Here is a 26,507-nt window from a genome sequence, read left to right on the forward strand (position 1 = left end):
GCGCCCGCCCCCGGTCCACGCTCGTAGACTCAGCCGCGATGGCCTCCCCCGACCCCGCCGCCGCACTCCTCGCGCTCGACCGCACCCACGTCTGGCACCCCTACGCGTCGATGAACGACCCGGCGCCGACCCGGCTGGTCACGGGCGCGTCCGGCGCGCACCTCGAGCTCGCCGACGCCGGCCGCGTCGTCGACGGGATGTCGTCGTGGTGGGCGGCGATCCACGGCTACCGCCACCCGGCGCTCGACGCGGCGCTGCGGAGCCGGGTCGACGAGTTCGCGCACGTGATGTTCGGCGGCCTCACCCACGAGCCGGCCGTCCGGCTGGCCGCGCGGCTGGTCGAGGTCGCGCCGGACGGGCTCGAGCGCGTGTTCCTGGCCGACTCCGGGTCGGTGAGCGTCGAGGTGGCGCTGAAGATGGTGCTCCAGGCCCAGCGCGGGCGCGGCCGTCCCGAGCGCACCCGGCTGCTGACGGTGCGCGGCGGCTACCACGGCGACACGTTCGGCGCGATGGCCGTGTGCGACCCCGTGGGCGGCATGCACACGATGTTCCGCGACGTCCTGCCCGAGCACGTCTTCGCCGACCGGCCACCGGCCCCGGGCGACGCCGCCGCCGTCGAGCGCTGGTCGCAGTCCTTCCGCGCCCTGGCCAGCGCCCACGCCCACGAGCTCGCCGCGATCGTGGTCGAGCCGCTGCTGCAGGGCGCCGGCGGGATGCACGTGTACGACGCCGCGTGCCTGCGGGTGATGCGCGAGGTGGCCGACGAGCACGGGCTCTTCCTGGTGCTCGACGAGATCGCGACCGGGTTCGGGCGCACCGGCACCTTCTTCGCCGCCGAGGCCGCCGGCGTGTCCCCCGACGTGCTGTGCGTCGGCAAGGCTCTGACCGGCGGCTACCTCACGCTGGCGGCGGTGCTGTGCACCGACGGGGTCGCCCGCGACCTGTCCGCCTCGGAGTCGGGCGTGCTCATGCACGGGCCGACCTTCATGGGCAACCCGCTCGCCTGCGCGGTCGCGCTCGCGAGCCTCGACGTGCTCGCCACCGGGGCCTGGCGCGCCGACGTCGCGCGGATCGGCTCCGGGCTGGCGACCGGCCTGGCGGGGTGCCGCGGGCTGCCCGGCGTCGCCGACGTGCGCACGCTCGGCGCGGTCGGCGTCGTCCAGCTCGACCACCCGGTCGACACCGGCAAGGCCACGCAGGCCGCGCTCGACGAGGGCGTGTGGCTGCGCCCGTTCCGCGACCTCGTCTACACGATGCCGCCCTACGTCTGCACCGACGACGACGTTGCGCGGATCTGCGCCGGCGTCGCGGCCGCGGCGGCGGTGGCCTGATGGCGGCGTCCGGCGGGTCCTCCTGGCCCGAGTGGCTCGCGGCGCAGGCCGCCGAGCGCGCCGCGGCCGGGCTGCAGCGGTCGCTGCGGCCGCGGCCCGCCGACGACGACCTGCTCGACCTGGCCGGCAACGACTACCTCGGCCTGGGCCGTCACCCCGAGGTGGTCGCCGCGGCGGCCGCGGCCGCACGTACCTGGGGCGCCGGCGCGGGAGCCTCGCGCCTCGTCACCGGCACCCTCGCGCTCCACGACGAGCTCGAGACGGCGCTCGCCGACCTGACCGGCCGGCCCGCGGCGCTGGTGACGTCGACCGGCTACCAGGCCAACCTGGCGGTCGTGACCGCGCTCGCCGGCCGCGACGCTCTGGTCGTCTCCGACGCCCACGTCCACGCGTCCCTGGTCGACGCCGCGCGCCTCTCGCGCGCCGAGGTCGCGGTCGTGCCCCACGCCGACGTCGCCGCGGTCTCGGCCGCCCTGGCCGGCGCCGACGGGCGGCGCGCGATGGTGCTGACCGAGTCGGTGTTCTCCGTGCTCGGGGACGCCGCGCCGCTGCTCGAGCTCGCCGGCGTCTGTGCGTCGTACGGCGCACTGCTGGTCGTCGACGAGGCACACGGCCTCGGCGTGGCCGGCACCGACGGCCGGGGACTGGTGCACCAGGAGGGGCTGGCCCAGCAGGAGCACGTCGTGGTCACCGCCACGCTGTCGAAGGCGCTGGGCGCGCAGGGCGGCGCGGTGCTCGGCTCCCCCGCGGTGGTCGAGCACCTGGTGAACCGGGCGCGACCTTTCATCTTCGACACCGGCCTCGCTCCGGCCGCCGCGGGCGGGGCGCTGGCGGCGATCGAGGTGCTGCGCCGCGAGCCCGCGCTGCCGGCGCTGGTCCACGACCGGATCACCGCGCTGGCGGGCGCGCTGGGGGTCGAGGTGCCTGCCGGCGCGGTGCTGTCGGTACCGATGCCGTCGCCGCAGGCCGCCCTCGCTGCCCAGGCCGCCGCCCGCGAGGAGGGCGTGCTGGTCGGCTGCTTCCGCCCACCCTCGGTGCCCGACGGCGTCTCCCGTCTCCGGGTCACCGCGACCGCAGGCCTCGGTGACGCCGACTGGGCGCGGGCAGCCGGCGTGGTCGGCCAGGTGGCCAAGGAGCTGGGCGCCGGCTCACCGGGCCCCGGGGAGCAGGGGGCCCGGTGAGCCGCGTCGTCGTGGTGACCGGCACCGGCACCGAGGTCGGCAAGACCGTCGCGACCGCCGCCCTCGCCGTCCGGGCGCGCGCCGCCGGCACCGTGATCGCGGTCAAGCCCGTGCAGACGGGCGTCGGCCACGACGACCCCGGCGACGCCGACGTCGTCCACGACCTGTCCGGCTGCGCCGTGCAGGAGCACACGCGCCTGGCCGACCCGCTGGCTCCCGACACGGCCGCACGGCTGGCAGGGGTGGAGGTCCCGTCGGTGGAGGAGCACGCCGACCGGGTGCGGGTGCTGGCGGAGTTCCACGACACGGTGCTGGTCGAGGGAGCCGGCGGGCTGCTCGTGCGCCTCGACACCGCGGGCGGCACGCTGCTCGACCTCGCCGCGCTGCTCGCGGCGCACCCGAACGGTCCCGAGGTCGAGCTGGTCGTGGTCGCCGCGGCGGGCCTGGGCACCCTCAACCACACCGAGCTCACGGTGCAGGCGGCCCGCGCACGCGGCCTCGAGCCGGCCGGCGTGGTGATCGGCTCCTGGCCCGAGGACCCCGACCTCGCCGAGCGCTGCAACCGCGACGACCTGCCGCGGGTGAGCGGAGTGCCGCTGCTCGGCGTCCTGCCCGCCGGCGCCGGCTCGCTGTCGCGCGACGCCTTCGTCGCGGCGGCTCCGGGCTGGTTCGCCGACGCTACGGCTTGACCGTGGCCGTCTTCGCGCTGGTGCGGGTCGTGGTGACGTAGCCGTCCCGCGAACCCTTCACCTTCACCGAGATCCGCTTGCCGACGTCGGCCTTGCGCAGGGTGTACGACTTCGCCGTCGCGCCGTCGATCGCGTGCGACCCGCGGTACCAGCGGAACCGGAACGTCGGGATCGGGTCCCAGTCACCCGGCCGGGCCTTCAACGTCTCGCCCTTGCGCGCCTTGCCGGCGATCGTGGGCTTCGGGGCGGCCGCGAAGGGGACGGGGTCGCCGGCCGTCATGGCGATGTTGACCGGGAACGACCCGGTCTCGCCCGTGAGGTCGAGGGAGGTGGCCCCGTCGAAGGTGTTCGTGGAGCTGCCGGGCGGGTCGACCCACCACTGGTCGAGGTAGCCCGCCCGCGTGGCCCTGATCCGGTAGAAGTTGGGGTCGAGGGCGGCGACACCGAGCTTGAACTGCGCGACCCCGCTGCCGTTGGTCGTCCGCGTCAGGGTCGGGGTGACACCGTCGCCGTCCACGGCGAAGAGGCCGACCGTCGTGTTGCCCAGGTCGGCCTCGGAGACGGGGTCGTAGACGTAGACGTCGACGATGCGCAGCTTCTGGGAGAGCGCCACGCTCACCTCGGCGAGGTTCCCGTCGGACATCGAGACGTTGTTGGCGTTCGTGTAGTTGGCGGCCGCCTGGTACCACTGCGGGAAGTAGCCCGCCTTCTCCACGAGGACCCGGACCTCCAGGACCGTCTGGCCCAGCGGGATCTCCTGCGCGAGGTGGGCGACACCGTCGTCACCACTGGTGCCTCCCCCGATGACCACCGGGTGCCAGTCGGGGTCGGTGATCGGGTCCGGGTTGACCTGGTTGGCCTGGTAGAGAGTCACGCCGGCGCCGCTCAGGGGCGAGCCGTCCGGGCCCTGGACCGTGACGTCGAGCAGTCCCTCGACCACCGCGTGGGCCGCGGGCACCGGCGTGAGGGTGACGGCCGCGCCCATCGCCACCGTGAGGGTCGCGGCCAGGACCGCTGCCCGTCGTACGCGCGCCAGGTGCAGCATGGAAGACCGCCTCGTCGACGTCGGGCCCTGTCCGTGGCAGCGTAGGGCGGTCGGGGTGGCCGCGCCGGGTGCGCTAGTCCACCGGGTGGTTGAGCATCCAGCGGTGCCCGAACGGGTCACGGAACACCGCGATGCGACCCACGCCGGGGTTGTCGCCGGGCTCGCGGTCGACGTCCGCACCGGCGGCGCGGGCGCGCTCGATGACGGCGTCCACGTCGTCCACCGTGAGGTGGAGGGTGACCGGGCTGCCCGCCCCGGGCGTCGGGGCCGGGCTCCGGATCTCGGGATGCGCGTCCGCCATCATCCAGCGGGCGCCGCCGGCATCGAGCTCCACGTGCCCGACCCGTCCGTCGGGCGTCACGATCGGCTCGTAGGTCACCTCCGCCCCGAGCACCCGTGCGTACCAGTCGATGGCCGCGCGGGCATCGGCGACGGACAGGTAGGGCGTGAGCGCGTCGGCCATGCGACCGACGGTAACCCGGCGGTCAGGCGGCCGCGGCCGCCTCGTCGAACGCCGCGAGGGTGCGCACCGCCTCGGTGACGGCACCGATCAGGGCAGGGTCCAGGGCCGGGTCCTCGCCCTCCGGGCGCACCGAGACCTTGACGTCCTCGAGGACCTGCGCGCCGGCGACGGAGGCGGAGCGTCGCACGTCGTCGTGCGCCCAGACGCCGCCGTAGCGACCGAAGGACGCGCCGGCCACGGCCAGGGGCTTGCCCCGGAGGGCGCCCGCGCCGAAGGGGCGGGAGAGCCAGTCGATGGCGTTGTTCACGACAGCGGGCATGGTGCCGTTGAACTCAGGGGTCACCACGAGCACACGGTCGGCCGCGGCGACCGCCTCGCGCAGGGCCGCGACGGTGGCCGGCGGGGTGTCGGTGTCGAGGTCGGCGTCGTAGAACGGCAGGTCGCCCAGACCATCGGCGATCGTGAGCTGCACGCCCTCCGGCGCGTGGTCGCGGACGTGCTCGACGGCACGGCGGTTCACGGACCCGGCACGCAGGCTACCGAGCAGGACCAGGATGTTCGTCGTCATGGACATCTAAACGGACTGTGGTCCGGTTCCATTCCGGCGGGCACGGGACGCCCGCTGATCCCTAGAGTGAGCGCCGTCATGTCCGAGCCCCGGCTCCTCCCCGTCGTCGACGGTGCACCCCGCGTGCGCCGCGACGCCGTGCGCAACCGCACCGCCCTGCTCGAGGCGTGCGAGCGGCTCGTCGAGCGGTGCGGGCTCGACGGGGTGACGATGGACGCCGTCGCCGCCGAGGCCGGTGTCGGCAAGGGCACGGTCTTCCGCCGGTTCGGCTCGCGCGAGGGCCTGATGGCAGCGATGCTCGACCACACCGAGACCGAGTGGCAGGCCTCGGTGATCTCGGGCCCGCCGCCGCTCGGGCCGGGGGCCCCGCCGTGGGACCGGCTGCTCGCCTTCGGCCACAGCCGCATCGAGATGACCCTGCTGCACGCCGACCTGATCCGCCACGCGGGGCGGGCGGGGATGCGGTCCTACGCGGCGTACTCGTTCGCGGCGATGCACGTGCGCTACCTGCTCACCGAGCTCGGCGTCAGCGGCGACCTCCCGCTGCTCGCCACCGCCCTGATGGCGCCCCTCGAGGCGTCGGTGCTCGACCAGCAGGTGCGGGTCGAGGGCATCGACGTCGAGCGGGTCTACCACGGGTGGGTCGACCTGGCCCGCCGGGTCGTGGCCAACCCGCCGCGGATCGGCGCCTGAGGCTTCCGGACGCCGACCGTCCGGGAACGGTCCTAGGGTCGACGGCATGACCGACGACGACACGACCGAGGAGACCTGGTGGGAGCCGCCGCTGGCCGGCAGCGAGGTCGAGCAGGTGCTGGGCGCGCTCGACCGCCTGCGGGCGACGTTCCGCTGGAAGGCCGGCGGACTCGACGCCGCTGGCCTGCGCGCCCGCACCGCGTCGTCGACGCTGACGCTGGCCGGGCTGCTCAAGCACCTCGCCGCGCAGGAGGACTACGCCACCACCGTGAAGCTGACCGGCGTACCGCTGGGCGAGCCGTGGGCCGGCTGGGGGTGGGACGGCAGCAACGACTGGGAGCTGTCCTCGGCGGTCGAGGACTCCCCCGCCGACCTCTACACGCTGTACGACGACGCGGTCGCGCGGGCGCGGCAGCGCCTGGCGTCGTTCCCCGTCGCAGGAGGGCTCGACCAGCCCGTCCATGCCGCCGACGAGGAGGGCAACCACGCCAGCCTGCGACGACTGCTCCTCGACCTCGTGGAGGAGTACGGCCGGCACACCGGCCACGCCGACCTCCTGCGCGAGGCGGCCGACGGGCTGACCGGGGAGGACCCGCCGCCGGGCTGGCAGCCCTGATCCGGCCGCGCCGGCCGGAGGTGCCCGGCACTGCGCTGGAGCGATAGGTGCACATGCACCTATCGCTCCAGCGCACGCCGAGGGGTGTCAGGACGGCCGGGCCAGCACCTCACCGTGCGGCACCACGAACCACGCGTCCGGGGACGTCGCCCACTCGCGCCACGCCGCGGCCAGCCGAGCGAGGTCGTCGGCGGTCGCCACCCCCTGCTCCACGGCCTGGTCGGCCAGCGCGGAGCCGACCAACCGGTCGGCCCACAGACCGCCCCACCAGGCGGCCTCGTCGGGCGAGGAGTAGCACCAGACTCCCGCGGTCGCCGCGACCACCTCGAGGCCGGCCTCCCGCGCCCACGCCTTGAGCCGGCGTCCGGCATCCGGCTCGGCGCCGTTGCCGCGGGCGACGCGGCGGTAGACGTCGAGCCACTCGTCGAGCCCGGGGGCCTCCGGCCACCAGGTGAACGCCGCGTAGTCGCTGTCGCGCACGGCGACCAGCCCGTCGGGCCGGCACACACGTCCGAGCTCGCGCAGCGCCGCCACCGGGTCGGTCAGGTGCTGCAGCACCTGGTGGGCGTGCACGACGTCGAAGGTGTCGTCGTCGTGGGCCAGCGCGTAGACGTCGCCGGTGGTCACCTCGACGTTCGGCACCCCGCTGCGAGCGACCTCCTCGGCCGCCTGCGCGACCACGTCCGCCGACCGGTCGAGACCCACCACCCGGCCGCGCGGCACCCGGCGGGCGAGGTCGACCGTGATCGTCCCGGGGCCGCAGCCCACGTCGAGCACCAGGGCGTCCTCGCGCAGGTGCGGCAGGAGGTGGCCGGCGGAGTTCTCCGCCGTGCGCCAGCGGTGCGAGCGCAGCACCGGCTCGGCGTGGCCGTGGGTGTAGACGTCGTCGGGGCTCACGGCCGGCTCACGACTGGTGGTGGCGACGCAGGCCGAAGGTCACGGCGTCGACCAGCGCGTCCCACGACGCCTCGATCACGTTGTGGCCCACACCGACCGTGACCCACGACGAGCGCCCGTCGGAGGTCTCGATCAGCACCCGGGTGATCGCGTCGGTGCCGTGGCCCTGGTCGAGGATCCGCACCTTGTAGTCGATCAGCTCGAGCTTGGCCACCTCCGGGTAGGCCTGCCCGATCGCCTCGCGCAGCGCCTGGTCCAGCGCGTTGACCGGGCCGTTGCCCTCCCCCGTGACGACGTACCGCACGCCGTCCGCGCGCAGCTTGACCGTCGCCTCGGAGACCGCCTCGTCACCCGGCCGGGTCTCGGTGATCACCCGCCACGACTCGACGTCGAAGTACGACGGGCGCACGCCGTCGACCTCCTCGACGAGGAGCAGCTCGAACGACGCGTCAGCGGCCTCGAAGGTGTAGCCGCGCGACTCCAGCGCCTTGACCCGCTCGGTGACCCGGGTGACCAGCGCCCTGTCCTCGGCCGAGTCGCCCGAGAGGTCGAAGCCGAGCTCGCGCCCCTTGAGCTCGATCGAGGCGCGACCGGCCATGTCGCTGACCAGCAGCCGCATGTCGTTGCCCACGGCCACCGGGTCGAGGTGCTGGTAGAGCGCCGGGTCGACCTTGATCGCGCTGGCGTGCAGCCCCGCCTTGTGCGTGAACGCCGAGGTGCCGACGTAGGGCTGCCGCGAGGCGGGCGGGAAGTTGGTCACGTCCGCGACGGCGTGCGCGATGCGGGTCGCCTCCGACAGCAGGCCGTCGGGCAGGACCGCGCGGTCGAGCTTGAGCTGGAGGTTGGCCACGACCGAGATCAGGTCCGCGTTTCCGGTGCGCTCGCCGTACCCGTTGATCGTACCCTGCACGTGGCTCGCGCCGGCGTCGACCGCGGCGAGGGTGTTGGCGACCGCACAGCCGGTGTCGTTGTGGCAGTGGATGCCGACCCGGGCGCCGGTGGTCTCGACGACGTCGTGCACGACGTCGGCCACCCACGCCGGCAGCATCCCGCCGTTGGTGTCGCACAGCGCGACGACGTCCGCACCCGCCTCTGCGGCCGTGCGCAGCACCTCGAGGGCGTAGTCGCGGTTGTCGCGGTAGCCGTCGAAGAAGTGCTCGGCGTCGAGGAAGACCTGCTGCCCCTCGGCCCGCAGGTGCGCGACGGTGTCGCGGACCATCGCGAGGTTCTCCTCCAGCGTGGTGCGCAGGGCGAGCTCGACGTGGCGGTCGTGCGACTTGGCGACGAGGGTGACCACCGGGGCGCCGCTGTCGCGCAGCGCGGCCACCAGCGGGTCGTCGGCAGCGCGGACGCCGGCCCGCCTCGTGGCACCGAACGCCGCGAGCCTGGCGTGACGCAGGTCGAGCTCGGCGGCCGCGCGCCGGAAGAACTCGGTGTCCTTGGGGTTCGCCCCCGGCCAGCCGCCCTCGATGTAGCCGACGCCCAGGTCGTCGAGCTGGCGGGCGATGCTCAGCTTGTCGGCCACGGAGAGGTTGAGCCCCTCCTGCTGCGCGCCGTCGCGCAGGGTGGTGTCGTAGACGTGGAAGGCGCCGTGGAGGTCCATGGCCAGCTTCCTCCGCTCTGGGGGTCGGTTCGGGTCGGGCAACAAAAAAACCTCCCGGGTCACGGAAGGTCGGCGCGAGGTCGGCGGGGAGCCGGCGTCGCGCTAGTCAATGATGAGGGTGCGCTGCTGCACCCCACGAGTGTCGCACGACGTCTCGCCCCGTGGTCGCGGGATCTCGCGATCCGGTCGGGGCTGGCAGCCTCGGGGCCATGGCTGACGGGGCGACTGCTGGGGCGACTTCTGGGGCGACTTCTGGGGCGGGCGACGGCGTACGCACGGGCCTGGTCCTCGGCGGTGGCGGCGTCACCGGCATCGCCTGGGAGCTCGGCGTCCTGGCCGCCCTGCGGGCCGAGGGCCTCGACCTCACCGGCGCCGACACCGTGGTCGGCACCTCGGCCGGCTCGGTCGTCGGCGCCCAGGTGACGAGCGCGGTCGACCTCGACCAGTGGTACGAGGAGCAGCTCGCGCCACCCGACCACGAGATCGGCGCGGCGTTCCCGCTGCGCACCGCGCTCAGCCTCGGGGTGCGGATGGTGCTCCCCGGGGACGGCCGCGTCAGGCGCCAGCGGATCGGCCGGGCAGCCCGCCGGGCGCACCCCGGCGACGGCTCGGAGCGGATCGCGGTGATCGAGGCCCGGCTGCGGGGCCCGGACGGTGCTCCCCTGGCCTGGCCCGACCGCGACCTGCGGATCACCGCGGTCGACGCCGACTCCGGCTCGTTCACCGTCTTCGACCGCGACTCCGGGGTCGACCTGCTGCACGCGGTGGCCGCGAGCTGCGCCGTCCCGCTGGTGTGGCCGCCGGTGGCGATCAACGGCCGGTCGTACGTCGACGGCGGGATGCGCTCGGCGGCGAACGCCGACCTCGCCACCGGCTGTGAGGTCGTCGTCGCCGTGGCGCCGCTGCTGCGCTCGGTCAGCCGGCACCACCGGGTGCGGGTCCAGCTCGAGCGCACCGGCGCCCGGCACCGGCTGGTGATCGCCCCCGACCGCCAGGCGCTCGAGGCGATCGGGCGCAACGTGCTCGACCCCACCCGCCGGACCCCGGCGGCCCGGGCCGGCTGGGCGCAGGGACGGCGGCTCGCCCCGCGCGTGGCGGAGCACTGGCCGCACTGAGGTCGCGGTCCCTCAGGGCAGGTGCAGCGACGACAACGGTGCGCCGTCGGCGGGCGTCCAGGTCGGCCCGGACTGCGAGGCGAGGTAGGACAGGAAGCTCCCGACGACGACCAGCACCAGGATCGCGGTGACCCAGGCGCCCGAGTCGGCGGCGAGCGGGTTGACCACCCGGCGCAGGGGCGAGCGCACCCGCGAGCCGCCCGGGCCGAGCCAGAGCGAGGCCGCGAACGCCAGGCCGGTCGCCCACAGCGTGGTGGACGTGCTGGCGGCGGTCGCGTAGCAGAGCAGGGCGGCCGCGAGGGCCAGGCCGAGGCTCCACAGCGCGAGCATGAGGGTGCCGGGGAGGGCGCGGACGACGTGCCACGGGGCGCCGACGAGGTAGATCACCGGGTCGTACCACTTCACGCCCCGCAGCCGCCGACGGTCGCCCGTGGCGGTCGCGGCGAGCGAGGCGGAGCGGAGCAGCCAGCAGAGCAGGAGCAGCACGCCGAGGGCGACCCACGGGAAGGCGGTGACCGCGGCGCCGGCGGCGAACGCCGCGGCGAGGAGCACCGAGAGCCGGCGCGCCCGCTCGGCGGCCGGCACCTTCTGCTCGGGGGGCCAGACCGGGTCGTAGGGCTCCTCCTCCCACGCGTCGGTGATCAGCCGGGTGGCAGGGCGCAGCTCCGAGACCGGCGCGTGCCCCGCCGTCGGCGGCGGGCCGTCACCGAGGGGTGTGGTCGGCTCGTGCGCCGCGGCGGCGAGGGCAAGCGGCAGGGTGAACTCGTCGTGGGACACCGGGGCGGGTGCGACGGGGGCCGGGCCGCGGTCGTCGAGACGGGCCAGCAGCGCGGCCAGGGTGGGCCGGCGCCGTGGGTCGGGGTCGAGGGCGGCCGTGACGAGCTCGTGCAGCCCGGGCGGCAGCCCCTCGACCTGGTGCTCGCCGCGGCGGACCCGGTCCATCACCGCCATCGACGGGCCCCGGCCGAACGGCGGGCCGCCGGTCCCGGCGTAGGCGACCGTGGCGCCCCAGGAGTGGACGTCGGAGGCGGCGGTGGCGTCCTGGCCGTGCAGGATCTCGGGCGCGAGGTAGCCCGGCGTGCCCAGCAGCCAGCCGGTGTGGGTCAGCCGGGGGTCGTCGGCGACCCGCGCCAGCCCGAAGTCGATCAGGATGGGGGTGCGGCCCTCCATCAGGACGTTGGAAGGCTTCACGTCGCGGTGCAGCACCCCGGCGGCGTGCACGCTCGCGACCCCCTCGGCCAGGCAGCGGGCCAGCCACCAGAGGTCCTCGCCGGCGACCGGGCCCTCCTCGGCCACCAGCTCGTGCAGGGAGAGGCCCGGCACGTAGCGGGTGGCGACGTACGGGATCGGCCCCCACGGGTCGGCGTCCACGATCTCGGCGACCCAGCGGCTGCGGATCCGCGACAGCGAGCCGACCTCGCGCTCCAGCCGGCGCCGCGCCTCGTCGTCGCCCACGATGTGCGGGCGGAGCACCTTGAGCGCGACCCGCGGCCCGCCCGGACGACGGGCCAGGTGCACGACGCCCATGCCTCCCTCGCCGAGGCGCGCGAGCAGCTCGTAGCCGCCGACCGTCAGGCCGGGCGGCGGCTGCTGCGGGGCCGCGGACGGAGAAGTCACGAGCCGAGGCTACCTGCGCCGACGGCTCGGGCCCGCCACGACGCGACACGGCTCAGCAGACGTGGTGCATCCAGCCGAAGGTGTCCTCCGCGCGTCCGTACTGCACGTCGACCAGCGCCTGGCGGATCCGCATGGTCAGGTCGGTGGACGCCGGGGCCGGGGTCTCGCCCCCCTCCCACTTCAGCGCACCCACCGGCGTCACCACGGCCGCCGTGCCGCAGGCGAAGACCTCGGTGATCGCCCCGGAGGAGACGCCGTCGCGCCACTCGTCGATCGAGAACTTCCGCTCCTCGACGCTGTGGCCGAGCTTGCCCGCGAGCTCGATGATGCTCGAGCGGGTGATGCCCTCGAGGATCGTGCCGGTCGCGGGCGTGACGATGTGCCCGTCGTCGTAGACGAAGTACATGTTCATGCCGCCGAGCTCCTCGACGTACGTCAGCTCCTGGGCGTCGAGGAAGACGACCTGGTCGCAGCCCTGCGCGGTGGCCTCCTGCTGGGCGACGAGCGAGCTGGCGTAGTTGCCGCCGGTCTTGGCCGCGCCCATGCCGCCGCGGCCGGCGCGGGTGTACTCGGTCGTGAGCCACAGGGTCACCGGCTTCACGCCGCTCCTGAAGTAGGCGCCGGCCGGCGAGCAGATGACCATGAAGGTGACGTGCTGGGACGGGCGGACGCCGAGGAACTTCTCGGTCGCGATCATGAACGGCCGGATGTAGAGGCTCTTCTCGCCCTCGGCGTCGGGCACCCAGCGCTGGTCGACGGTCACCAGGGCGTCGACGGCCTGCACGAAGTCCTCGACCGGGAGCTCCGGGAAGGCCAGCCGGTGGCTGGAGCGCACCATCCGGGCGGCGTTCTCCTCGGGGCGGAAGGTCCACACCGAGCCGTCGTCGCGGCGGTAGGCCTTCATGCCCTCGAAGGTCTCCTGCGCGTAGTGCAGGACCGCGGTCGCCGGGTCGAGCGTGAGGGGGCCGTACGGCGTGATCCGCGCGGCGTGCCAGCCGGCGTCGGGCGTCCACTCGACCGTGAACATGTGGTCGGTGAAGTAGGTGCCGAAGCCGGGGTTGGCCAGGATCTCGGCGAGCCGGGCGTCCTCGACGAGGTCGGTCGAGAGGGTGGTGCGGATGTCCATACGGGAAACCTATCGCGCCGTGACCGGGGTCACGCGAGGGTCGTGGGGTGCGGGGTCGGGGGCTCGCGTCAAGCGAGCCGGGCGGCGATCGCGTCGCCCACCTCGGCGGTGGTGCGCGTCGCGCCGGGCTGCCGGGCGGCGAGGTCGGCGAGCACCGCGGCCTCGATGGCCGCGGCCGCGTCGACGTGGCCGAGGTGGTCGAGCAGGAGCGACGCGGAGAGCACGGCCGCCGTCGGGTCGGCCTTCTGCTGCCCGGCGATGTCGGGCGCGGAACCGTGCACCGGCTCGAACATCGACGGCGCCGTGCGGTCGGGGTTGATGTTGCCCGAGGCCGCGAGCCCGATGCCGCCGGTGATGGCGGCGGCGAGGTCGGTGATGATGTCGCCGAAGAGGTTGTCGGTGACGACCACATCGAACCGGGCCGGGTCGGTGGCCAGGAAGATCGTGGCCGCGTCGACGTGCAGGTAGTCGACGGTGACGTCGGCGAACTCCCGCGACACCTCGTCGACCAGGCGGCTCCACACCTTGCCGGCGTGCACGAGCACGTTGGTCTTGTGGACCAGCGTGAGTCGGCGCCGGGGGCGGCGGTCCGCGCGGGCGAACGCGTCGCGCACGACGCGCTCCACGCCGTACGCCGTGTTGAGGCTGACCTCGGTGGCCACCTCGTGCGGCGTCCCGACGCGTACGGAGCCGCCGTTGCCGGTGTAGGGACCCTCGGTGCCCTCGCGGACGACGACGAAGTCGACGTCGCCCTGCGCGAGCACCGCGTCGCTCAGCGGCGAGGTGACGCCCGGGAAGATCCGCGAGGGCCGCAGGTTCACGTAGTGGTCGAGCTCGAAGCGCAGCCGGAGCAGCAGGCCGCGCTCGAGGATGCCGGGCGGCAGCTTCGGGTCGCCCGGCCGGCCGCCGACCGCGCCGAGCAGGATCGCGTCGTGGTCGCGGATCTCCGCGAGCACCGAGTCGGGCAGCACCTCGCCGGTGGCGAGGTAGCGCTCGGCACCGAGGTCGTAGCGCGTGCCCTCGAACTTCACCCCGGCCGGGGCCGCGGCTTCGAGGACCTTGAGCGCCTCGGCCGTCACCTCGGGCCCGATCCCGTCACCGGGGATCACGGCGAGGCGGACGGTGCCTGCTGCTGCGTCGCTCATGCGGTCGAGGCTAGTTGTCGTCGGGGCGCTCGCCGCCGTTGTCCCGCAGGTCGAGCGCGGCCTGCACGGCCTCGTGGCTGCGGGGGTTCTCGGGCTGGTGCTGGGCGGGGCCCCAATCGGGGTACATGTCGTACATCGGTCTGCTTCTCCTGGAATTCGTGGTGCTGCTGCGGGGATGGTGGTGGTGCCGTGCCCCCGCGGCGGGCGGTGCGCCTGCGCCGGACGGATCGCGTGCGACGGCTCGGGCACCTGGACCAGGAGAGTGCGGGTCGCGCGTGAACCGGCGTACCCGCCGCGGAGGCAGATGTTCGAAGAAGTTCGAGGTGAAGAGCCGCAACGCCGACCACCGCGGCGAGGTGGCTCCTCTAAGAAGCCTCGCCGCGGCGCTCGATGAGTACGAACACGCTCCGCATGATGGCGACCACCGTACGCCGGGTACGGCCGGGTGGCAGCAGATTTCCCGATCCGCCCACGATGCGAGACCGGCGTCCCGGGATGGAAGACTCGACGGCATGTCCGCACCGCCCGACCTGCCCGACGTGGTCGCCCGCGCCTTCGACGTGTCGCGGCGGGCCGGGTACGTCTCGTTCTGCCGCAACGAGACCGGCCGGCTGCTCGCGATGCTCGCGGCGACCCGCACCGGCACGCTCGCGGAGTTCGGCACCGGCACCGGTGTCGGCACAGCCTGGCTGCGCTCGGGCGTGCGCGACGACGTCCGGATCGTCACCGCCGAGCTCGACCCCACGCTGGCCCGCGCGGCCGCCGAGATCTTCGTCGACGACCCGCAGGTCGAGGTGCTGGCCGCCGACTGGGCCACGCTGCTCGACCAGGGACCGTTCTCGCTGCTCTACCTCGACTCCGGCGACCCGTCGGCGGTGCGCGTCGACGCCGTCGCCGACCTCGTCGACCCGGGCGGCATCGTCGTGCTCGACGACTTCACCCCGTGCGAGCAGTGGCCGCCGGTCTTCCACGGCCGCGTCGACACGCTGCGCGAGGAGTGGCTCACCGACGACCGCTTCACCACCGTCGAGGTCATGGTCGCCGCCGACGCCGCCACGCTGATCGCCACCCGCCGCTGACCGCCGAGGTGGGAGAAATGGCGACTCCAGGTGGGAGAAATGGCGCTCCGACGTGGCAGGGTCAGGGGATGAACGCGTAGTCGGTCGCGCCGGTCGTCGGCGTGGCCGCGAGCCCTGCCAGGAGGGTCAGCTCGGAGCCCTCCACGTCGGCGTCCCCGTCGGAGACGAAGTACCAGACCCCGCTGCTGGTCCCGTCGTCGGCGACCAGGATCTTCCTCGCGCCGACCGGGATCGCCGCGCTGGCCGAGCTCAGCTCTGCGCCGACGGCCGACGCCGAGGTCGCCGAGCTCAGGTCGCTGGTGTCGATGAACAGCTCGGCCGACGCGCTCCAGATCCCGGCGGAGACGGTGGAGGTGACGACCGTGTCACCGTTGCCGACGGCCATGGCGGACATGTCGCACGCGACGACGTCTGTGCCGGCGGCGAAGTCGCTCACAGCCTCCTGGTTCGACGCCGTGGTGAAGTCGATGACCACCGAGTCCGCACCGTCTCCGGTCGACAGGGCGTCGAAGCCCAGGCCCCCGGTGAGCACGTCGTCCCCCGGGCCGCCGGTGAGCGTGTCGTTGCCGCTGCGCCCCTGCAGGTCGTCGTTCCCCGGACCGCCGTCGATCGCGTTGGCGAGAGAGTTGCCGAACGCGGTGTCGTTGCCGCCGCCCAACCGGAAGTCCTCGATCTCGCCGGTGATCGTGTCGCCCTCGCCGACCTCGCCGCTCCCCACGGCGCCGAACAGCGTCACGTCGCCGGTGCGGCCGCTGTAGTCCACGAGGTCGACGGCACCGGGGTCGAAGCCGCCGCCGTCGAGGGTGTCGGTGCCATCGGCGGCGGTTCCCTGGTCGAACGCGTCCTGCCCGAGGCCGCCGTTCTCGTGGTCGTCGCCCGCATCCCCCTGCAGCACGTCCGCGCCCCCGAGGGCGTCCAGCACGTCGTTGCCGGCGCCACCACGGAGCACGTCGGCACCCTGCGTGCCGCTGAGGTGGTCGGTGCTGCTGCCACCCGTGACTCGCTCGGTGCTGTACACGACGTCGCCCTCGGCGGTCCCGCCGTCAGGGTCGCTCGCCGCCAGCGTCACGGTCACCGGGGCCGTCCGCGACGCGTAGCTGACGGTGTCGGCGCCGGCGTTCCCCTCGAGGACGTCGGCCCCGTCGGCGCTCGCTCCCTGCAGGAACGTGTCTGCTCCCCCACCTGCCAGGACGTGGTCGTCGCCCGGGCCGTCGGTGATCGTGTCCGCGCCGGCGAGGCCGCAGATGCGGTCGTTCCCGCCCCGGCCGTTGATGGTGTCCTTCTCCCCGGAGCCGACGATGACGTCGTTGCCGGCGGTTCCGTTGATCGCTCCGCTCCCCACGACGGTCGCGGTCCGTCCGTCGCAGGAGGCCGCCGCCAAGGCGGGTGGGGCCGCCAGGACGGGCAGGGCGAGGACGGCCGGCACCGCGAGCACCAGCCCGCGCGACCACCGACGCAGAACAGCACCTGGACCCATGACACACCTCCGGACCACACGGGGGACGCCGACGCCGCCCGGACGGCGTGGCCAGCGTGGCGCAGCGATCACGCCGTGGCAACGCCGAGGTGGGAGAAATGGCGATCGCACCGCCACGGGGATCGCCATCTCTCCCACCTCGCGTCGCCATTTCAGCCACCTCGCGTCGCCATTTCTCCCACCTCGACGGTGAGGTACGGGAGGAGGAGCTGGGTGAGCGGGCCGATGAGGAGGGCGTAGGCGACGGTGCCGAGGCCGGCTACGCCGCCGAGCAGGAGGCCGAGGACGACGACGAGGACCTCGAGGCCGGTGCGGACCAGGCGCAGGGAGAGGCCGGTACGACGGGCCAGGCCGGTCATCAGCCCGTCGCGCGGGCCGCGGCCGAGCTGGGCGCCGATGTAGAGCGCCGAGGCCAGGCCGCACAGGGCCACGCCGAACACCGTGAGCGCGACCCGGGCGGCCAGCGGCTCCGGCCGGTCGAGCAGCGCGAGCGTGAGGTCGGCCGAGAGGCCGACGACGACCGCGTTGGAGACCGTGCCGAGCCCCGGGCTCTCGCGCAGCGGGATCCACAGCAGCATCACCAGGAAGCTGACCCCGATCAGCACCTGACCCAGCGTGAGCGGCAGGTAGCCGGTCAGGCCGGAGTGCAGCACGTCCCACGGCGCGAGGCCGAGGTCGCCGCGGACCATGGCGGCCAGGGACACGCCGTACAGGACGAGCCCGACGTAGAGCTGCGGCAGCCGGCGCCCGAGCCGGCCGGCGCGCAGCTGCGCTACGGGGCCAAGGTCGACGAGGCCCGGGCGGGCGGCACCGCGCGGCGCGGAGGCGACGAGGGTCATGCGGGAGAGCCTGACGCAGATTGGCCTTCCCTGAAATAGCCAATCGTGGAACAGTGGCCTGCATGAGCACCGCGATCAGTGCCTCCCGCACGGCCACTCTGGTGGACGGCTTCGACCGTGACCCGGCATACGTCGGCCTCGCCGACGCCCTGGTGCTGCTGATCGGCGACGGGCGGATCGGCCTCGGCGCCCGCCTCCCGAGCGAGCGCGAGCTGACCGAGGCGCTCGGCGTCTCGCGCACCACCGTGGCGCGTGCCTACGCGCGCCTGCGCGACCTCGGGTACGCCGAGGCCCGGGTCGGGGCCGGCACCTTCACGCGGGTGCCGGGTGGCCGCGCGCGCGCGCACGACCGGGCCCTGCTCCCCCGCCCGGGCGACGGCGCCGCGATCGACCTCAACTGCGCCGCCACGTCGGCGCCGCCCGGCCTCCTCGCGGCCTACGACGACGCGCTGGCCGAGCTGCCCGCGCACCTCGGTGGCCACGGCTACTTCCCGGCCGGGGTGCCCGCCCTGCAGCAGGCGATCGCCGCGTCGTACGACGCCCGCGGGCTGCCGACCGATCCCGACCAGGTGCTGGTGACTCCGGGCGCCCTGAGCGCGGCCTCGATCGTGGCCCAGGCGTTCACCGGCGCGGGCGACCGTGTGGTGGTCGAGTCGCCGACCTACCCCAACGCCACGCTGGCGATCCGGCACGCCGGCGCCCGGCTGGTGGCCTCCCCCGTCGACCCCGACGGGTGGGACCTCGACGCCGCTGACGCCGTGCTGCGCCAGACCTCGCCGCGGCTGGCGTACCTGATCCCCGACTTCCAGAACCCGACCGGCCACGTGATGACCGCGGGGCAGCGCGAGCGCTACGCCGCCGCCCTGCGCCGCACCCGCACCGTGGCGGTGGTGGACGAGGCCCACCAGGCGCTCGCGCTCGACGGGCAGGAGATGCCGCCGCCGTTCGCGTGCTTCGCGCCCGACACGATCACCATCGGCAGCGCCAGCAAGACGTGGTGGGGCGGCCTGCGGCTGGGCTGGATCCGTGCGCCACGGTCCGAGATGGACCGGCTGACCCACGCCCGCGTCGGCCTCGACCTCGGGGCGCCGGTGCTCGAGCAGCTGGTCCTGGCCCGGCTGATGGCCGACCCCGCACCCGTCGTCGAGGCGCACCGGGCCCGGCTGCGCGAGCAGCGCGACGTGCTCGTCGCCGCGGTCACGGAGCAGCTGCCGCAGTGGCGGTTCCGACGGCCCGGCGGCGGACTGGCGCTGTGGTGCGAGCTCCCCGACGCGCTCGCCACGCCGCTGGTCGCCGAGGCCGAGCGGCTCGGCGTGATCCTGGCCGGGGGTCCCGTGTTCGCCGTCGAGGGCGGTCTCGGCCGGTTCGTCCGCCTGCCGTGGACCCGCCCGGTCGAGGAGCTCGAGGAGGCCGTACGCCGCGTCGCCCGCGCCTGGGACGTCGTCCGCGACCGCCGCCCCGGCGGAAGCGACCCGACCACCCGCGTGATGGTCGCCTGACCCTGCGGCGTTCCGCCACGCGCCGAGCCCCTCCGGGGCAAGAATGCGGACTGCCCGGGCACGGCCTCGCGTGCCCCTCGCAGGAGGTGCTCCATGTCCAGCGCCCACCGTCTGGCCGTCATCGCGCTCGTCACCGCCGCCACCGGCGTCGGCGTGGCCGCCGGCTCCCCCGCCTCGGTCGGGGCCCCGCCTGCCCTCGTGCCGTCGAACTGGTGCAGCGACCAGCCCGCGCCCTGCATCGAGTCCGTCACCCACGACGGCACGCCCGTGCCCAAGACCGACCCGACCTTCCAGGTCCAGCTGGCCGACTTCGGGTCCGGCTACGAGTACATGTGGAACCTGATGGAGAGCGGCGACTACGACCTCACCTCCGCCGCCGCGGGCGCGTGGACGGTGGTGCTCGACACCGGGGCCGTCGTCCCGCGCGTGGTCTACGGGATCGGGCAGAACGGCGATGTGAGCCGCATCGACGACGGCGACGGCACCTGGCACGTCAGCACGACCGCCCATCCGACCCTGGTCGCCCAGGGCTGCGACAACTCCTCAGTGCCGTGGACCTGCCCGACGAACGCCGTGGCCGACAAGACCTTCCTCGCGGCCGAGGTCACCGCGTGGGACAACTGGACGGACGTGACGCAGCGCAAGGCGTTCTTCGGCGTCGACTTCTGGACCAACATCGAGGTGAACAGCTTCCCGCCCAACGTTTTCGCGGACGAGGCCACGAACTCCGCACGGATGGTGCTCGACGTCGCGGCGCCCCACTTCCTCAGCGACGGGACGACCGAGTACCACGGCCACTTCGAGATGGTGCTCCCCAACGACTTCCTGCACGAGAACTTCTTCATCCCGAGCCCGACCACGATGACTCCCGCCTCCCTCGCCGTCGGCGGGGGCGGGCCCGTGTCGACCACGACGGTCACCAAGGCCTCGCCGAGCGACCCGGTGGTGATCAGGATCAGCGACATCACCTTCAGCAAGCGCCGGCTCGAGGTGAGCACCGGGACGATCGTGCCGACGCGACCCGGCAACCTCGTCGCGCGTCGTACGACGACCCACGCGGGCCGGCTGTCCTACGACCTCGCGAAGGCGCGGGGCGCGCGGGTGACCGGCTACCAGGCCCGCTGCGTGCCGGCGCACGGCGACAGCGTGACGGGCTCGGTGAAGGGCAACGCCAGCCCGCTCAAGGTCACCGGACTACGCTCCGGCACGGCGTACTCCTGCAGGGTGCGGGCGACCTCGAAGGCCGGGCACGGCCCGTGGTCGGCGAAGAGCACCCTGCGGGCACGCCCCTGACCCCACAATCACGCTGACCCGCCGTTGACCAACGGCGGGTCAGCGCGGGGGTGTCAGGCGACGTCGACCGAGCGGGCCGAGATGGCGTCGATGGCCTCGGCGATCTCCTGCAGCGCCTCGGCCGGGATGGCGGAGTCGACGGAGAGGGCGACGAGCGCCGAGCCGCCCTTGCTGTCGCGGGAGACCTGCATGCCGGCGATGTTCACGCGCGAGTCGCCCAGGATCCGGCCGACGGTGCCGACCATGCCCGGGCGGTCCATGTAGTTGAAGAACGCGAGGTGGTCGGTGGGCTCGATGTCGATGACGAAGCCGTTGACCTCGACGATCCGCTCGCGCTGGGCGATGCCGACCAGGGTGCCGCTCACCGACACCTGGTCGCCCGAGGCCAGCGTGCCGCGGATCGTGATCAGGTTGCGGTGGTCGGGGCTCTCCGGGTCGGTGACGAGGCGGACGGCGGTGCCGCGCTCGGCGGCGAGCAGCGGAGCGTTGACGTAGGAGACCTGGTCCTCGACGAAGTCGTTGAAGACACCCTTGAGGGCGGCGAGCTCGAGCACCTTGACGTCGTAGTCGGTGATCTCGCCGCGCACCTCGACGTCGATCTGCTGGGCGATCTCGCCGGCGAGGCCGGTGAAGATCCGGCCGAGCTTCTCGGTCAGCGGGATGCCGGGGCGCACCTCCTCGGCGATCACGCCGCCCTGCACGTTCACCGCGTCGGGCACCAGCTCGCCCGAGAGCGCGAGGCGCACCGACTTCGCGACCGCGATGCCTGCCTTCTCCTGCGCCTCGTCGGTGGAGGCGCCGAGGTGGGGCGTGGCCACGACGTTCTCGAGCTCGAAGAGCGGGCTGTCGGTGCAGGGCTCGGAGGCGAACACGTCGAGACCCGCGCCCGCGATCCGCCCGGTCTTGAGGGCGTCGTAGAGCGCGGCCTCGTCCACGATCCCGCCGCGGGCGGCGTTCACCAGCACCAGGCTCGGCTTGGCCGCGGCGAGCTGGTCGGCGCCGATCAGGCCGAGGGTCTCCGGGGTCTTCGGCAGGTGCACGCTCATGAAGTCGGACTCGGCGAGCAGCGTGTCGAGGTCGACCAGACGCACGCCCATCTGCGCGGCGCGGCCGGCCTGGACGTAGGGGTCGTAGGCGATGACCTTCATGCCGAACGCCGTCAGCCGCTGCGCCACGAGGACGCCGATCCGGCCGAGCCCGACGATGCCGACGGTCTTCTCGTAGAGCTCGATGCCGGTGTACTTCGACCGCTTCCACTCGCCGTTCTTCAGCGCCGCGTGGGCGGGCGAGACGTGGCGGGCGGCGGCGAGCATCAGCGCCACGGCCAGCTCGGCGGCCGAGACGATGTTGGAGGTCGGGGCGTTGACGACCATGACGCCGGACTGGGTGGCGGCCTTGACGTCGACGTTGTCGAGGCCGACACCGGCCCGGGCGATCACCTTGAGCCGCTGCGCGGCGGCCAGTGCCTCGGCGTCCACCTTGGTGGCGGAGCGGACCAGGATGGCGTCGACGTCGACGATCGACGCGAGCAGGTCGGCGCGGTCGGCGCCGTGACAGCTGCGGATCTCGAAGTCGGGGCCGAGTGCCTCGACGGTGGCCGGGCTGAGCTCCTCGGCAATGAGTACGACGGGCTTGCTCACAGCGATGTCCCTCGATCTGTGGGTGTGCGACGGATGGGTGCACGACGCTGTGCGAGCCGTGCCAGCCTACCCGACCCGTCCGGGCCGCACGGACGGTGTCCGAACTCCCCACGGGCTCGGCCGGGACGCTCGCCGGCCGGTCCGGGGGGCGCCGGGCACCGACCGAAAAGTGCGTGCACGGGCGCGTCCTCCGTGGCTAGCATCGTGCTCGTGGATCTCTCCTGACGCCGTCCCCGCCCGCTCGCCGGGCCCGTCCCGACCCGTCCCCGGAGCCACTGTGTCCACCACCCGGTCCACCACCCTGACCCTCGCCGGCCTCGCCTGCGGCGCGGGGCCGCGCACGCTGTTCACCGGCCTCGACCTCGTCGTCGCCGACGGCGACGTGACGGCGGTCGTCGGCGCCAACGGCTCGGGCAAGTCGACCTTGCTGCGCACGATCGTGGGCGAGCTCGTGCCCGAGGACGGCAGCATCCGGCTCTCCCCCGCGGACGCGACCGTGGGCTGGATGCCGCAGGTCCCGCCCGACGTCGGCGAGTCGCTGCTCGGCTACGCGCGGCGTCGCACCGGCGTCGCGGACGCCGAGGCCGCCCTGCACGACGCGAGCGAGGCACTCGCCGCAGGCGACCCCGGCGCCGACCACGCCTACGCCGAGGCCCTCGAGCGGTGGCTCGCCCTCGGCTCTGCCGACCTCGAGGACCGCCTGCCCGAAGTCGCGGCGAGGGTCGGGCTCGACGTCGATCCGGCACGTCCCCTCGGCACCCTCTCCGGCGGCCAGGCCGCCCGCGCCACGCTGGTCGCCGTCCTGCTCAGCCGCTACGACGTCCTCCTGCTCGACGAGCCCACCAACGACCTCGACGCCCGCGGTCAGGACCTGGTGGCGTCGTTCGTGGCCGAGCACGACGGGCCGGTGCTGGTGGCCAGCCACGACCGCGCGTTCCTCGACCGGGTCGCCACCGCGGTCGTCGAGCTCGACCTCGCCCAGGGCCGGGTCGCGCACTACAGCGGCGGCTGGTCGGACCACACCGCCGCCCGCGCGCTGGCCCGCCGGCAGGCGCAGGAGGCGTTCGAGGCGTACGCCGACCAGCGCGCACAGCTCGTCGCGCAGTCCCGCCAGCGCGCCGACTGGGCCGAGAAGGGCCGACGGCAGGTGGCCCGCGGCGACGAGCCGGACAAGCACCAGCGCGAGAAGTTCCGGGCCCGGGCCGACCGGCAGGGCGCGAAGTCGGCCCGGCTGGCCCGGGCGGCCGACCGGCTCGACGCGGTGGAGCAGCCGCGCAAGGAGTGGCAGCTGCGCTACTCGATCAGGGCCGGGTCGCCGTCGTCCGACGTCGTCGCGACCCTCGACGGGGCCGTCGTGGAACGGCACGGCTTCCGGCTCGGGCCGGTGGACCTGACCCTCGCCCGCGGCGACCGGGTGGCGCTCGGCGGCGACAACGGTGGCGGCAAGAGCACGCTTCTCGGCGCCCTGCTCGGCCGGCTCCCGCTCACCGCAGGTCGGGCGTCACTCGGGGCCCGGGTGCGGGTGGGGCTGATCGACCAGCAACGCGAGCTGCTGGAGACGGACGCGACGGTGGCCGACGTGGTGGCTGCCGAGCTCGGCACCAGCGACCGGGCGGCGGTGCGCACGCTGCTCGCGAAGTACGGTCTCGGCGCCGAGCACGTCGACCGCGAGGCCCGCAGCCTCTCGTACGGCGAGCGCACCCGGGCGCTGATGGCGACCTTCGCGGCGCGGCAGGTGAACCTGCTCGTGCTCGACGAGCCGACCAACCACCTCGACGTCACGGCGGTCGAGCAGCTCGAAGCGGCGCTGGCCGGCTACGACGGCACCCTGGTCGTCGTGAGCCACGACCAGGCCTTTCTCGACGCCGTCGGCGTCACCCGTGCCCTCGTCGTGGACGACGGGATGGTGGCCGAGGAGCGTTGAGCACGCTCCCCGGCCACCAGGCGGCCGCGAGGCCGGCTCGGGGGTCCCGGCGGTCAGTGGCTGCGCTGGTAGCGACCGGCCCAGGCGAGCCCGACCAGCGTGGCGCCGAGCACCGCGGTCAGCAGGCCGAGGAGGCCGACGGTCGCGTTGCCACCCGGGACGCGCTCGGCACCGTTGCCGCCGGCGCCCGCATCGACCGCGCTGGGCACGGTGCCCTGCGAGCCCGACACGGTGACGTCGGACGGGTAGGTGCCGCCGGTGTCGTCGTTGTCGCCGGTGTCGTCGTTGTCGCCGGTGTCGCTGGTCGCCTCACTGGGCACGACGGTCACGTCGGTCGTGGTCTCGGTGTCGGTGGTGTCCGTCGTGTCGGTGGTGTCCGTCGTGTCCGTGTCGGTCGACTCGGTGTCCGTGGACCCGGTGTCCGTGGACCCGGTGTCGGTCGACTCGGTGTCCGTGGACTCGGTGTCCGTGGACCCGGTGTCCGTGGACCCGGTGTCCGTGGACCCGGTGTCCGTGGACCCGGTGTCCGTGGACTCCGTGTCCGTGGACCCGGTGTCCGTCGACTCGGTGCCCGTCGACCCGGTGTCCGTCGACCCGGTGTCCGTCGACCCGGTGTCCGTCGACCCGGTGTCCGTCGACCCGGTGTCCGTCGACCCGGTGTCCGTCGACCCGGTGTCCGTCGACCCGGTGTCGGTCGACCCGGTGTCGGTCGACCCGGTGTCGGTCGACCCGGTGTCGGTCGACCCGGTGTCGGTCGACCCGGTGTCGGTCGACCCGGTGTCGGTCGACCCGGTGTCGGTCGACCCGGTGTCCGTGGACCCGGTGTCCGTGGACCCGGTGTCCGTCGACTCGGTGTCCGTGGTGTCCGTGGTCGAGGTGGACGTGGTGTCGGGCACCAGCGAGTACGAGTAGTGGCTGATCGCCTTGCCGCTGGAGTGGGTGATCGTCACCGTCTCCTGCGGCGGGTCGACCGTCACGTACTCAGGGCCGTCGCCGCGGTTGGCCGAGCCGGCCTTCACGCAGTAGCCGTCGATCAGGTAGCCGTCGGGCGCGGTGATCGTCACGGAGTCCTGCTCGCCCGTGACGTCGATCTTGCCGGAGTCGAGGCCGGCACAGACCTGCCCGCCACTCGCCGTCGCGAAGCTGGGTGCGCCGGCCGACACCAGCAGGGCGCCGCCGAACAGGGTCGCGGTGATCGCGGTGGCCGCTGCGAGCAGTCGGCGCGTCTTCGTGGGAGAGGTCACGAGGGGCCGTTTCCCGGTTCCGCCACCCCCACACCCCCCTTGACAGAACGCTGACAGAAGGAAGCCCTACGGTTGAGGAGGCTGGTCCTTGGTCCGGTGGAGGAGCCAGTCGGACCCCGTGTCGATCAGCGCGTAACGCACCGCCCCCGCGCGCCCGTGCAGCACGAACACGAAGCGGCGCTCGTCGCGGTCCTCGAGCTGCCACCAGCCGTCGTCCGCGATCCGCTTGGTCGCGTCCTCGTACGTCGCGTGCTCGAGGTCGTGGTCGGCGACCGCCACCGCGAGCCGGTCGTGGCGCGGATCGTCCGGCAGACCCTTCGGGACCGCCCACGACCGGAGCACGCCCTCCTCCTCGAGCCGGAGGTCGTGGTGGGGCCGCGGCTCGTCGTGCTGGTGCAGCACGAAGACCGGCCGGCGGCTCATGCGCGCTCGCAGGACACCGGGACGTCAGGGGCGTGAGCGACGTGGTGGGTCTGCACCCGTGCAGCGTGCCCCATCACCGCCGACCCATGTCGACCACGCGCAGGACTCAGCGGCTCAGCGACGGCGGTGGCGGCCCGCCCAGACCGTGCCCGCCAGGGCCGCGGCGAGCCCCGTGGTCAGCAGTCCCACGGGGACGGCGGTGCCCGACCCGGTGACCGGACCGTCCCCGCCGCCCGGCTCCTCGGCACCGGGGACGCTGCCCCGGGTGCCGGACACCGTGACGTCGGTCGGGGCCGGGGCGACGCTCCCGGTGCTGCCGGTCGCGACGGTGACGTCCGGGCCCAGGGCCCTGCCGACGGCGCTGCTCACCGTGCTGACGAGGGCGGTCGGGAGCGTGGTGGTGCCGACGGTGGTCGCCGCCCGGTCGGTGGTCGCCGCCCGGTCGGTGGTCGTCGTCGGGTCGGAGGTCCGGGTCGTCCAGCTGGTGGTGGTCAGGGTGGTGGTCGAGGTGACGGTGGTGCCGGTCGCCTCCGAGGTGGTCGGCTCGGTCGTCGTGGGGTCGGAGGTGGTCGTGCTCGAGGTCGTGGTCGTCGGCTCCCCGCTGGTCTCCGTGCTGGTCTCCGTGGCGGTCGTCGTGGGCTCGGACGTCGCGGTGCTGGTGTCCGTCGGCGAGGTCGGGGTCGGCGCCGTCGACGTGGTCGGCGCGGCCGCTGCCGCGGAGGTTCCCGGCGCGGCGAAGCCCGGCTCCCCGCCAGCGAGCAGCAGGGCGCCGGCGGAGCCGGTGGCGGCGACGGCCACGACCGTCGCGATCGTGCGGGCGGATCGCGAGGTGCGCACGGTGCCGTCCTCTCCCGGTGGCGCCGTCGCAGCGACCCCCCGGGCTGCGACGGCGACGCGTGGTGAGCGTGGCGAGGTGGTCGTCCTCCGTCGTCCCGTGCCCCGCTGAGGGCCACCGATGCCCGAGTTGCCGGAGAATTGACCCCAGGATGACGACCCGGAC

The 26,507-nt window shown here is 74.3% G+C and carries 26 protein-coding genes; 11 read left to right on the forward strand and 15 right to left on the reverse strand.

Annotated elements, in window-relative coordinates; genetic code table 11:
• Window positions 1–38: 38 nt before the first annotated feature.
• From ACFPGP_RS21075 to bioD, 3 genes are read left to right on the forward strand one after another with little or no spacing between them, the layout of a single operon-like run.
• Window positions 39–1,331, forward strand: coding sequence for an adenosylmethionine--8-amino-7-oxononanoate transaminase (locus ACFPGP_RS21075; RefSeq protein ID WP_378593115.1), 1,293 nt, complete (start codon window positions 39–41; stop codon window positions 1,329–1,331).
• Window positions 1,331–2,512, forward strand: coding sequence for an 8-amino-7-oxononanoate synthase (locus ACFPGP_RS21080; protein WP_378593117.1), 1,182 nt, complete (start codon window positions 1,331–1,333; stop codon window positions 2,510–2,512). Before ACFPGP_RS21075 ends, ACFPGP_RS21080 begins: the two co-directional genes overlap by 1 nt.
• Window positions 2,509–3,201 carry a dethiobiotin synthase gene (gene bioD, locus ACFPGP_RS21085; protein WP_378593118.1) on the forward strand — a complete coding sequence of 231 codons (693 nt, stop codon included), beginning with the start codon at window positions 2,509–2,511 and terminating at the stop codon, window positions 3,199–3,201. Before ACFPGP_RS21080 ends, bioD begins: the two co-directional genes overlap by 4 nt.
• Here bioD and ACFPGP_RS21090 read toward each other — a convergent pair.
• From ACFPGP_RS21090 to ACFPGP_RS21100, 3 genes are all read right to left on the reverse strand, one after another.
• Entirely contained in the window at window positions 3,191–4,246 is a 1,056-nt protein-coding gene (locus ACFPGP_RS21090) for a hypothetical protein (protein WP_378593119.1), read from the reverse strand. The two genes, bioD and ACFPGP_RS21090, sit on opposite strands and share 11 nt — an antisense overlap.
• Window positions 4,247–4,319: 73 nt before the next feature.
• Entirely contained in the window at window positions 4,320–4,709 is a 390-nt protein-coding gene (locus ACFPGP_RS21095; protein ID WP_378593120.1) for a VOC family protein, read from the reverse strand.
• 22 nt (window positions 4,710–4,731) lie between these two features.
• Window positions 4,732–5,283, reverse strand: a complete 552-nt coding sequence (locus ACFPGP_RS21100; RefSeq protein ID WP_378593122.1) for an NADPH-dependent FMN reductase — start codon at window positions 5,281–5,283, stop codon at window positions 4,732–4,734.
• 72 nt (window positions 5,284–5,355) lie between these two features.
• Between ACFPGP_RS21100 and ACFPGP_RS21105 the strand changes: the two genes are divergently transcribed.
• A complete protein-coding gene (locus ACFPGP_RS21105) occupies window positions 5,356–5,970 on the forward strand; it encodes a TetR/AcrR family transcriptional regulator (protein ID WP_378593124.1) in 615 nt (204 codons plus the stop codon).
• 46 nt (window positions 5,971–6,016) lie between these two features.
• The gene (locus ACFPGP_RS21110) at window positions 6,017–6,586 is read left to right on the forward strand and encodes a mycothiol transferase (protein ID WP_378593126.1); all 570 of its coding nucleotides are present in this window, start codon (window positions 6,017–6,019) and stop codon (window positions 6,584–6,586) included.
• A gap of 87 nt (window positions 6,587–6,673) precedes the next feature.
• On the opposite strand, the gene ACFPGP_RS21115 is transcribed toward ACFPGP_RS21110, so the two are convergent.
• Window positions 6,674–7,483 (reverse strand): methyltransferase domain-containing protein, encoded by an 810-nt coding sequence (locus ACFPGP_RS21115; RefSeq protein ID WP_378593128.1) that lies wholly within the window; start codon window positions 7,481–7,483, stop codon window positions 6,674–6,676.
• Between the two features lie 7 nt (window positions 7,484–7,490).
• Window positions 7,491–9,086 carry a citramalate synthase gene (cimA, locus tag ACFPGP_RS21120; RefSeq protein ID WP_378593131.1) on the reverse strand — a complete coding sequence of 532 codons (1,596 nt, stop codon included), beginning with the start codon at window positions 9,084–9,086 and terminating at the stop codon, window positions 7,491–7,493.
• A gap of 209 nt (window positions 9,087–9,295) precedes the next feature.
• Here cimA and ACFPGP_RS21125 point away from each other — a divergent pair, with 209 nt between their 5' ends.
• Entirely contained in the window at window positions 9,296–10,201 is a 906-nt protein-coding gene (locus ACFPGP_RS21125; protein ID WP_378593133.1) for a patatin-like phospholipase family protein, read from the forward strand.
• A gap of 12 nt (window positions 10,202–10,213) precedes the next feature.
• Here ACFPGP_RS21125 and ACFPGP_RS21130 read toward each other — a convergent pair whose 3' ends face one another.
• From ACFPGP_RS21130 to ACFPGP_RS21145, 4 genes are all read right to left on the reverse strand, one after another.
• Window positions 10,214–11,818, reverse strand: a complete 1,605-nt coding sequence (locus ACFPGP_RS21130) for a serine/threonine-protein kinase (RefSeq protein ID WP_378593135.1) — start codon at window positions 11,816–11,818, stop codon at window positions 10,214–10,216.
• 52 nt (window positions 11,819–11,870) lie between these two features.
• Complete coding sequence (locus ACFPGP_RS21135) at window positions 11,871–12,944, reverse strand: branched-chain amino acid aminotransferase (RefSeq protein ID WP_378593137.1); 1,074 nt, start codon at window positions 12,942–12,944, stop codon at window positions 11,871–11,873.
• 68 nt (window positions 12,945–13,012) lie between these two features.
• Window positions 13,013–14,089, reverse strand: a complete 1,077-nt coding sequence (locus ACFPGP_RS21140; RefSeq protein WP_378593139.1) for a 3-isopropylmalate dehydrogenase — start codon at window positions 14,087–14,089, stop codon at window positions 13,013–13,015.
• Between the two features lie 10 nt (window positions 14,090–14,099).
• Window positions 14,100–14,225, reverse strand: coding sequence for a hypothetical protein (locus ACFPGP_RS21145; RefSeq protein ID WP_378593141.1), 126 nt, complete (start codon window positions 14,223–14,225; stop codon window positions 14,100–14,102).
• A 376-nt stretch (window positions 14,226–14,601) separates the two neighbouring features.
• Between ACFPGP_RS21145 and ACFPGP_RS21150 the strand changes: the two genes are divergently transcribed.
• The gene (locus tag ACFPGP_RS21150) at window positions 14,602–15,168 is read left to right on the forward strand and encodes an O-methyltransferase (RefSeq protein ID WP_378593143.1); all 567 of its coding nucleotides are present in this window, start codon (window positions 14,602–14,604) and stop codon (window positions 15,166–15,168) included.
• 61 nt (window positions 15,169–15,229) lie between these two features.
• Here ACFPGP_RS21150 and ACFPGP_RS21155 read toward each other — a convergent pair whose 3' ends face one another.
• Both ACFPGP_RS21155 and yczE read right to left on the reverse strand, forming a co-directional pair.
• Window positions 15,230–16,645, reverse strand: coding sequence for a calcium-binding protein (locus ACFPGP_RS21155; RefSeq protein WP_378593145.1), 1,416 nt, complete (start codon window positions 16,643–16,645; stop codon window positions 15,230–15,232).
• A 152-nt stretch (window positions 16,646–16,797) separates the two neighbouring features.
• Window positions 16,798–17,484: a membrane protein YczE gene (yczE, locus tag ACFPGP_RS21160; protein ID WP_378593147.1), complete on the reverse strand. Its 687-nt coding sequence runs from the start codon at window positions 17,482–17,484 to the stop codon at window positions 16,798–16,800.
• A gap of 62 nt (window positions 17,485–17,546) precedes the next feature.
• On the opposite strand from yczE, the gene yczR reads away from it, so the two are divergent.
• Window positions 17,547–18,983, forward strand: coding sequence for a MocR-like transcription factor YczR (yczR, locus tag ACFPGP_RS21165; RefSeq protein WP_378593149.1), 1,437 nt, complete (start codon window positions 17,547–17,549; stop codon window positions 18,981–18,983).
• Window positions 18,984–19,076: 93 nt separating this feature from the next.
• A complete protein-coding gene (locus ACFPGP_RS21170; protein WP_378593151.1) occupies window positions 19,077–20,276 on the forward strand; it encodes a fibronectin type III domain-containing protein in 1,200 nt (399 codons plus the stop codon).
• Between the two features lie 53 nt (window positions 20,277–20,329).
• On the opposite strand, the gene serA is transcribed toward ACFPGP_RS21170, so the two are convergent.
• Window positions 20,330–21,916, reverse strand: coding sequence for a phosphoglycerate dehydrogenase (gene serA, locus ACFPGP_RS21175; RefSeq protein WP_378593152.1), 1,587 nt, complete (start codon window positions 21,914–21,916; stop codon window positions 20,330–20,332).
• Window positions 21,917–22,193: 277 nt separating this feature from the next.
• On the opposite strand from serA, the gene ACFPGP_RS21180 reads away from it, so the two are divergent.
• Window positions 22,194–23,840 (forward strand): ABC-F family ATP-binding cassette domain-containing protein, encoded by a 1,647-nt coding sequence (locus tag ACFPGP_RS21180; RefSeq protein ID WP_378593154.1) that lies wholly within the window; start codon window positions 22,194–22,196, stop codon window positions 23,838–23,840.
• A 53-nt stretch (window positions 23,841–23,893) separates the two neighbouring features.
• On the opposite strand, the gene ACFPGP_RS21185 is transcribed toward ACFPGP_RS21180, so the two are convergent.
• The 3 genes from ACFPGP_RS21185 to ACFPGP_RS21195 form a co-directional block, all read right to left on the reverse strand.
• Entirely contained in the window at window positions 23,894–25,084 is a 1,191-nt protein-coding gene (locus ACFPGP_RS21185) for a hypothetical protein (protein WP_378593155.1), read from the reverse strand.
• Between the two features lie 66 nt (window positions 25,085–25,150).
• A complete protein-coding gene (locus ACFPGP_RS21190; protein WP_378593157.1) occupies window positions 25,151–25,507 on the reverse strand; it encodes a DNA polymerase ligase N-terminal domain-containing protein in 357 nt (118 codons plus the stop codon).
• A gap of 114 nt (window positions 25,508–25,621) precedes the next feature.
• Window positions 25,622–25,783 (reverse strand): hypothetical protein, encoded by a 162-nt coding sequence (locus ACFPGP_RS21195; RefSeq protein WP_378593159.1) that lies wholly within the window; start codon window positions 25,781–25,783, stop codon window positions 25,622–25,624.
• Here ACFPGP_RS21195 and ACFPGP_RS21200 point away from each other — a divergent pair.
• On the forward strand, window positions 25,773–26,453 hold the full coding sequence (locus ACFPGP_RS21200) for a hypothetical protein (RefSeq protein WP_378593160.1): 681 nt from the start codon (window positions 25,773–25,775) through the stop codon (window positions 26,451–26,453). The two genes, ACFPGP_RS21195 and ACFPGP_RS21200, sit on opposite strands and share 11 nt — an antisense overlap.
• The last annotated feature ends 54 nt before the right edge of the window (window positions 26,454–26,507 follow it).

Origin of the sequence: Nocardioides taihuensis, from assembly GCF_042657275.1 — a bacterium.
GTDB lineage: Bacteria > Actinomycetota > Actinomycetes > Propionibacteriales > Nocardioidaceae > Nocardioides > Nocardioides taihuensis.

Excerpts from the sequence above, each read along its gene's own strand:
- ACFPGP_RS21075 (WP_378593115.1), top strand. The coding sequence starts at position 39 with ATGGCCTCCCCCGACCCCGCCGCCGCACTCCTCGCGCTCGACCGCACC.
- ACFPGP_RS21080 (WP_378593117.1), top strand. The coding sequence starts at position 1,331 with ATGGCGGCGTCCGGCGGGTCCTCCTGGCCCGAGTGGCTCGCGGCGCAG.
- ACFPGP_RS21090 (WP_378593119.1), bottom strand. The coding sequence starts at position 4,246 with ATGCTGCACCTGGCGCGCGTACGACGGGCAGCGGTCCTGGCCGCGACC.
- ACFPGP_RS21095 (WP_378593120.1), bottom strand. The coding sequence starts at position 4,709 with ATGGCCGACGCGCTCACGCCCTACCTGTCCGTCGCCGATGCCCGCGCG.
- ACFPGP_RS21100 (WP_378593122.1), bottom strand. The coding sequence starts at position 5,283 with ATGTCCATGACGACGAACATCCTGGTCCTGCTCGGTAGCCTGCGTGCC.
- ACFPGP_RS21105 (WP_378593124.1), top strand. The coding sequence starts at position 5,356 with ATGTCCGAGCCCCGGCTCCTCCCCGTCGTCGACGGTGCACCCCGCGTG.
- ACFPGP_RS21110 (WP_378593126.1), top strand. The coding sequence starts at position 6,017 with ATGACCGACGACGACACGACCGAGGAGACCTGGTGGGAGCCGCCGCTG.
- cimA (WP_378593131.1), bottom strand. The coding sequence starts at position 9,086 with ATGGACCTCCACGGCGCCTTCCACGTCTACGACACCACCCTGCGCGAC.
- ACFPGP_RS21125 (WP_378593133.1), top strand. The coding sequence starts at position 9,296 with ATGGCTGACGGGGCGACTGCTGGGGCGACTTCTGGGGCGACTTCTGGG.
- ACFPGP_RS21135 (WP_378593137.1), bottom strand. The coding sequence starts at position 12,944 with ATGGACATCCGCACCACCCTCTCGACCGACCTCGTCGAGGACGCCCGG.
- ACFPGP_RS21140 (WP_378593139.1), bottom strand. The coding sequence starts at position 14,089 with ATGAGCGACGCAGCAGCAGGCACCGTCCGCCTCGCCGTGATCCCCGGT.
- ACFPGP_RS21145 (WP_378593141.1), bottom strand. The coding sequence starts at position 14,225 with ATGTACGACATGTACCCCGATTGGGGCCCCGCCCAGCACCAGCCCGAG.
- ACFPGP_RS21150 (WP_378593143.1), top strand. The coding sequence starts at position 14,602 with ATGTCCGCACCGCCCGACCTGCCCGACGTGGTCGCCCGCGCCTTCGAC.
- ACFPGP_RS21155 (WP_378593145.1), bottom strand. The coding sequence starts at position 16,645 with ATGGGTCCAGGTGCTGTTCTGCGTCGGTGGTCGCGCGGGCTGGTGCTC.
- yczE (WP_378593147.1), bottom strand. The coding sequence starts at position 17,484 with ATGACCCTCGTCGCCTCCGCGCCGCGCGGTGCCGCCCGCCCGGGCCTC.
- yczR (WP_378593149.1), top strand. The coding sequence starts at position 17,547 with ATGAGCACCGCGATCAGTGCCTCCCGCACGGCCACTCTGGTGGACGGC.
- ACFPGP_RS21170 (WP_378593151.1), top strand. The coding sequence starts at position 19,077 with ATGTCCAGCGCCCACCGTCTGGCCGTCATCGCGCTCGTCACCGCCGCC.
- ACFPGP_RS21190 (WP_378593157.1), bottom strand. The coding sequence starts at position 25,507 with ATGAGCCGCCGGCCGGTCTTCGTGCTGCACCAGCACGACGAGCCGCGG.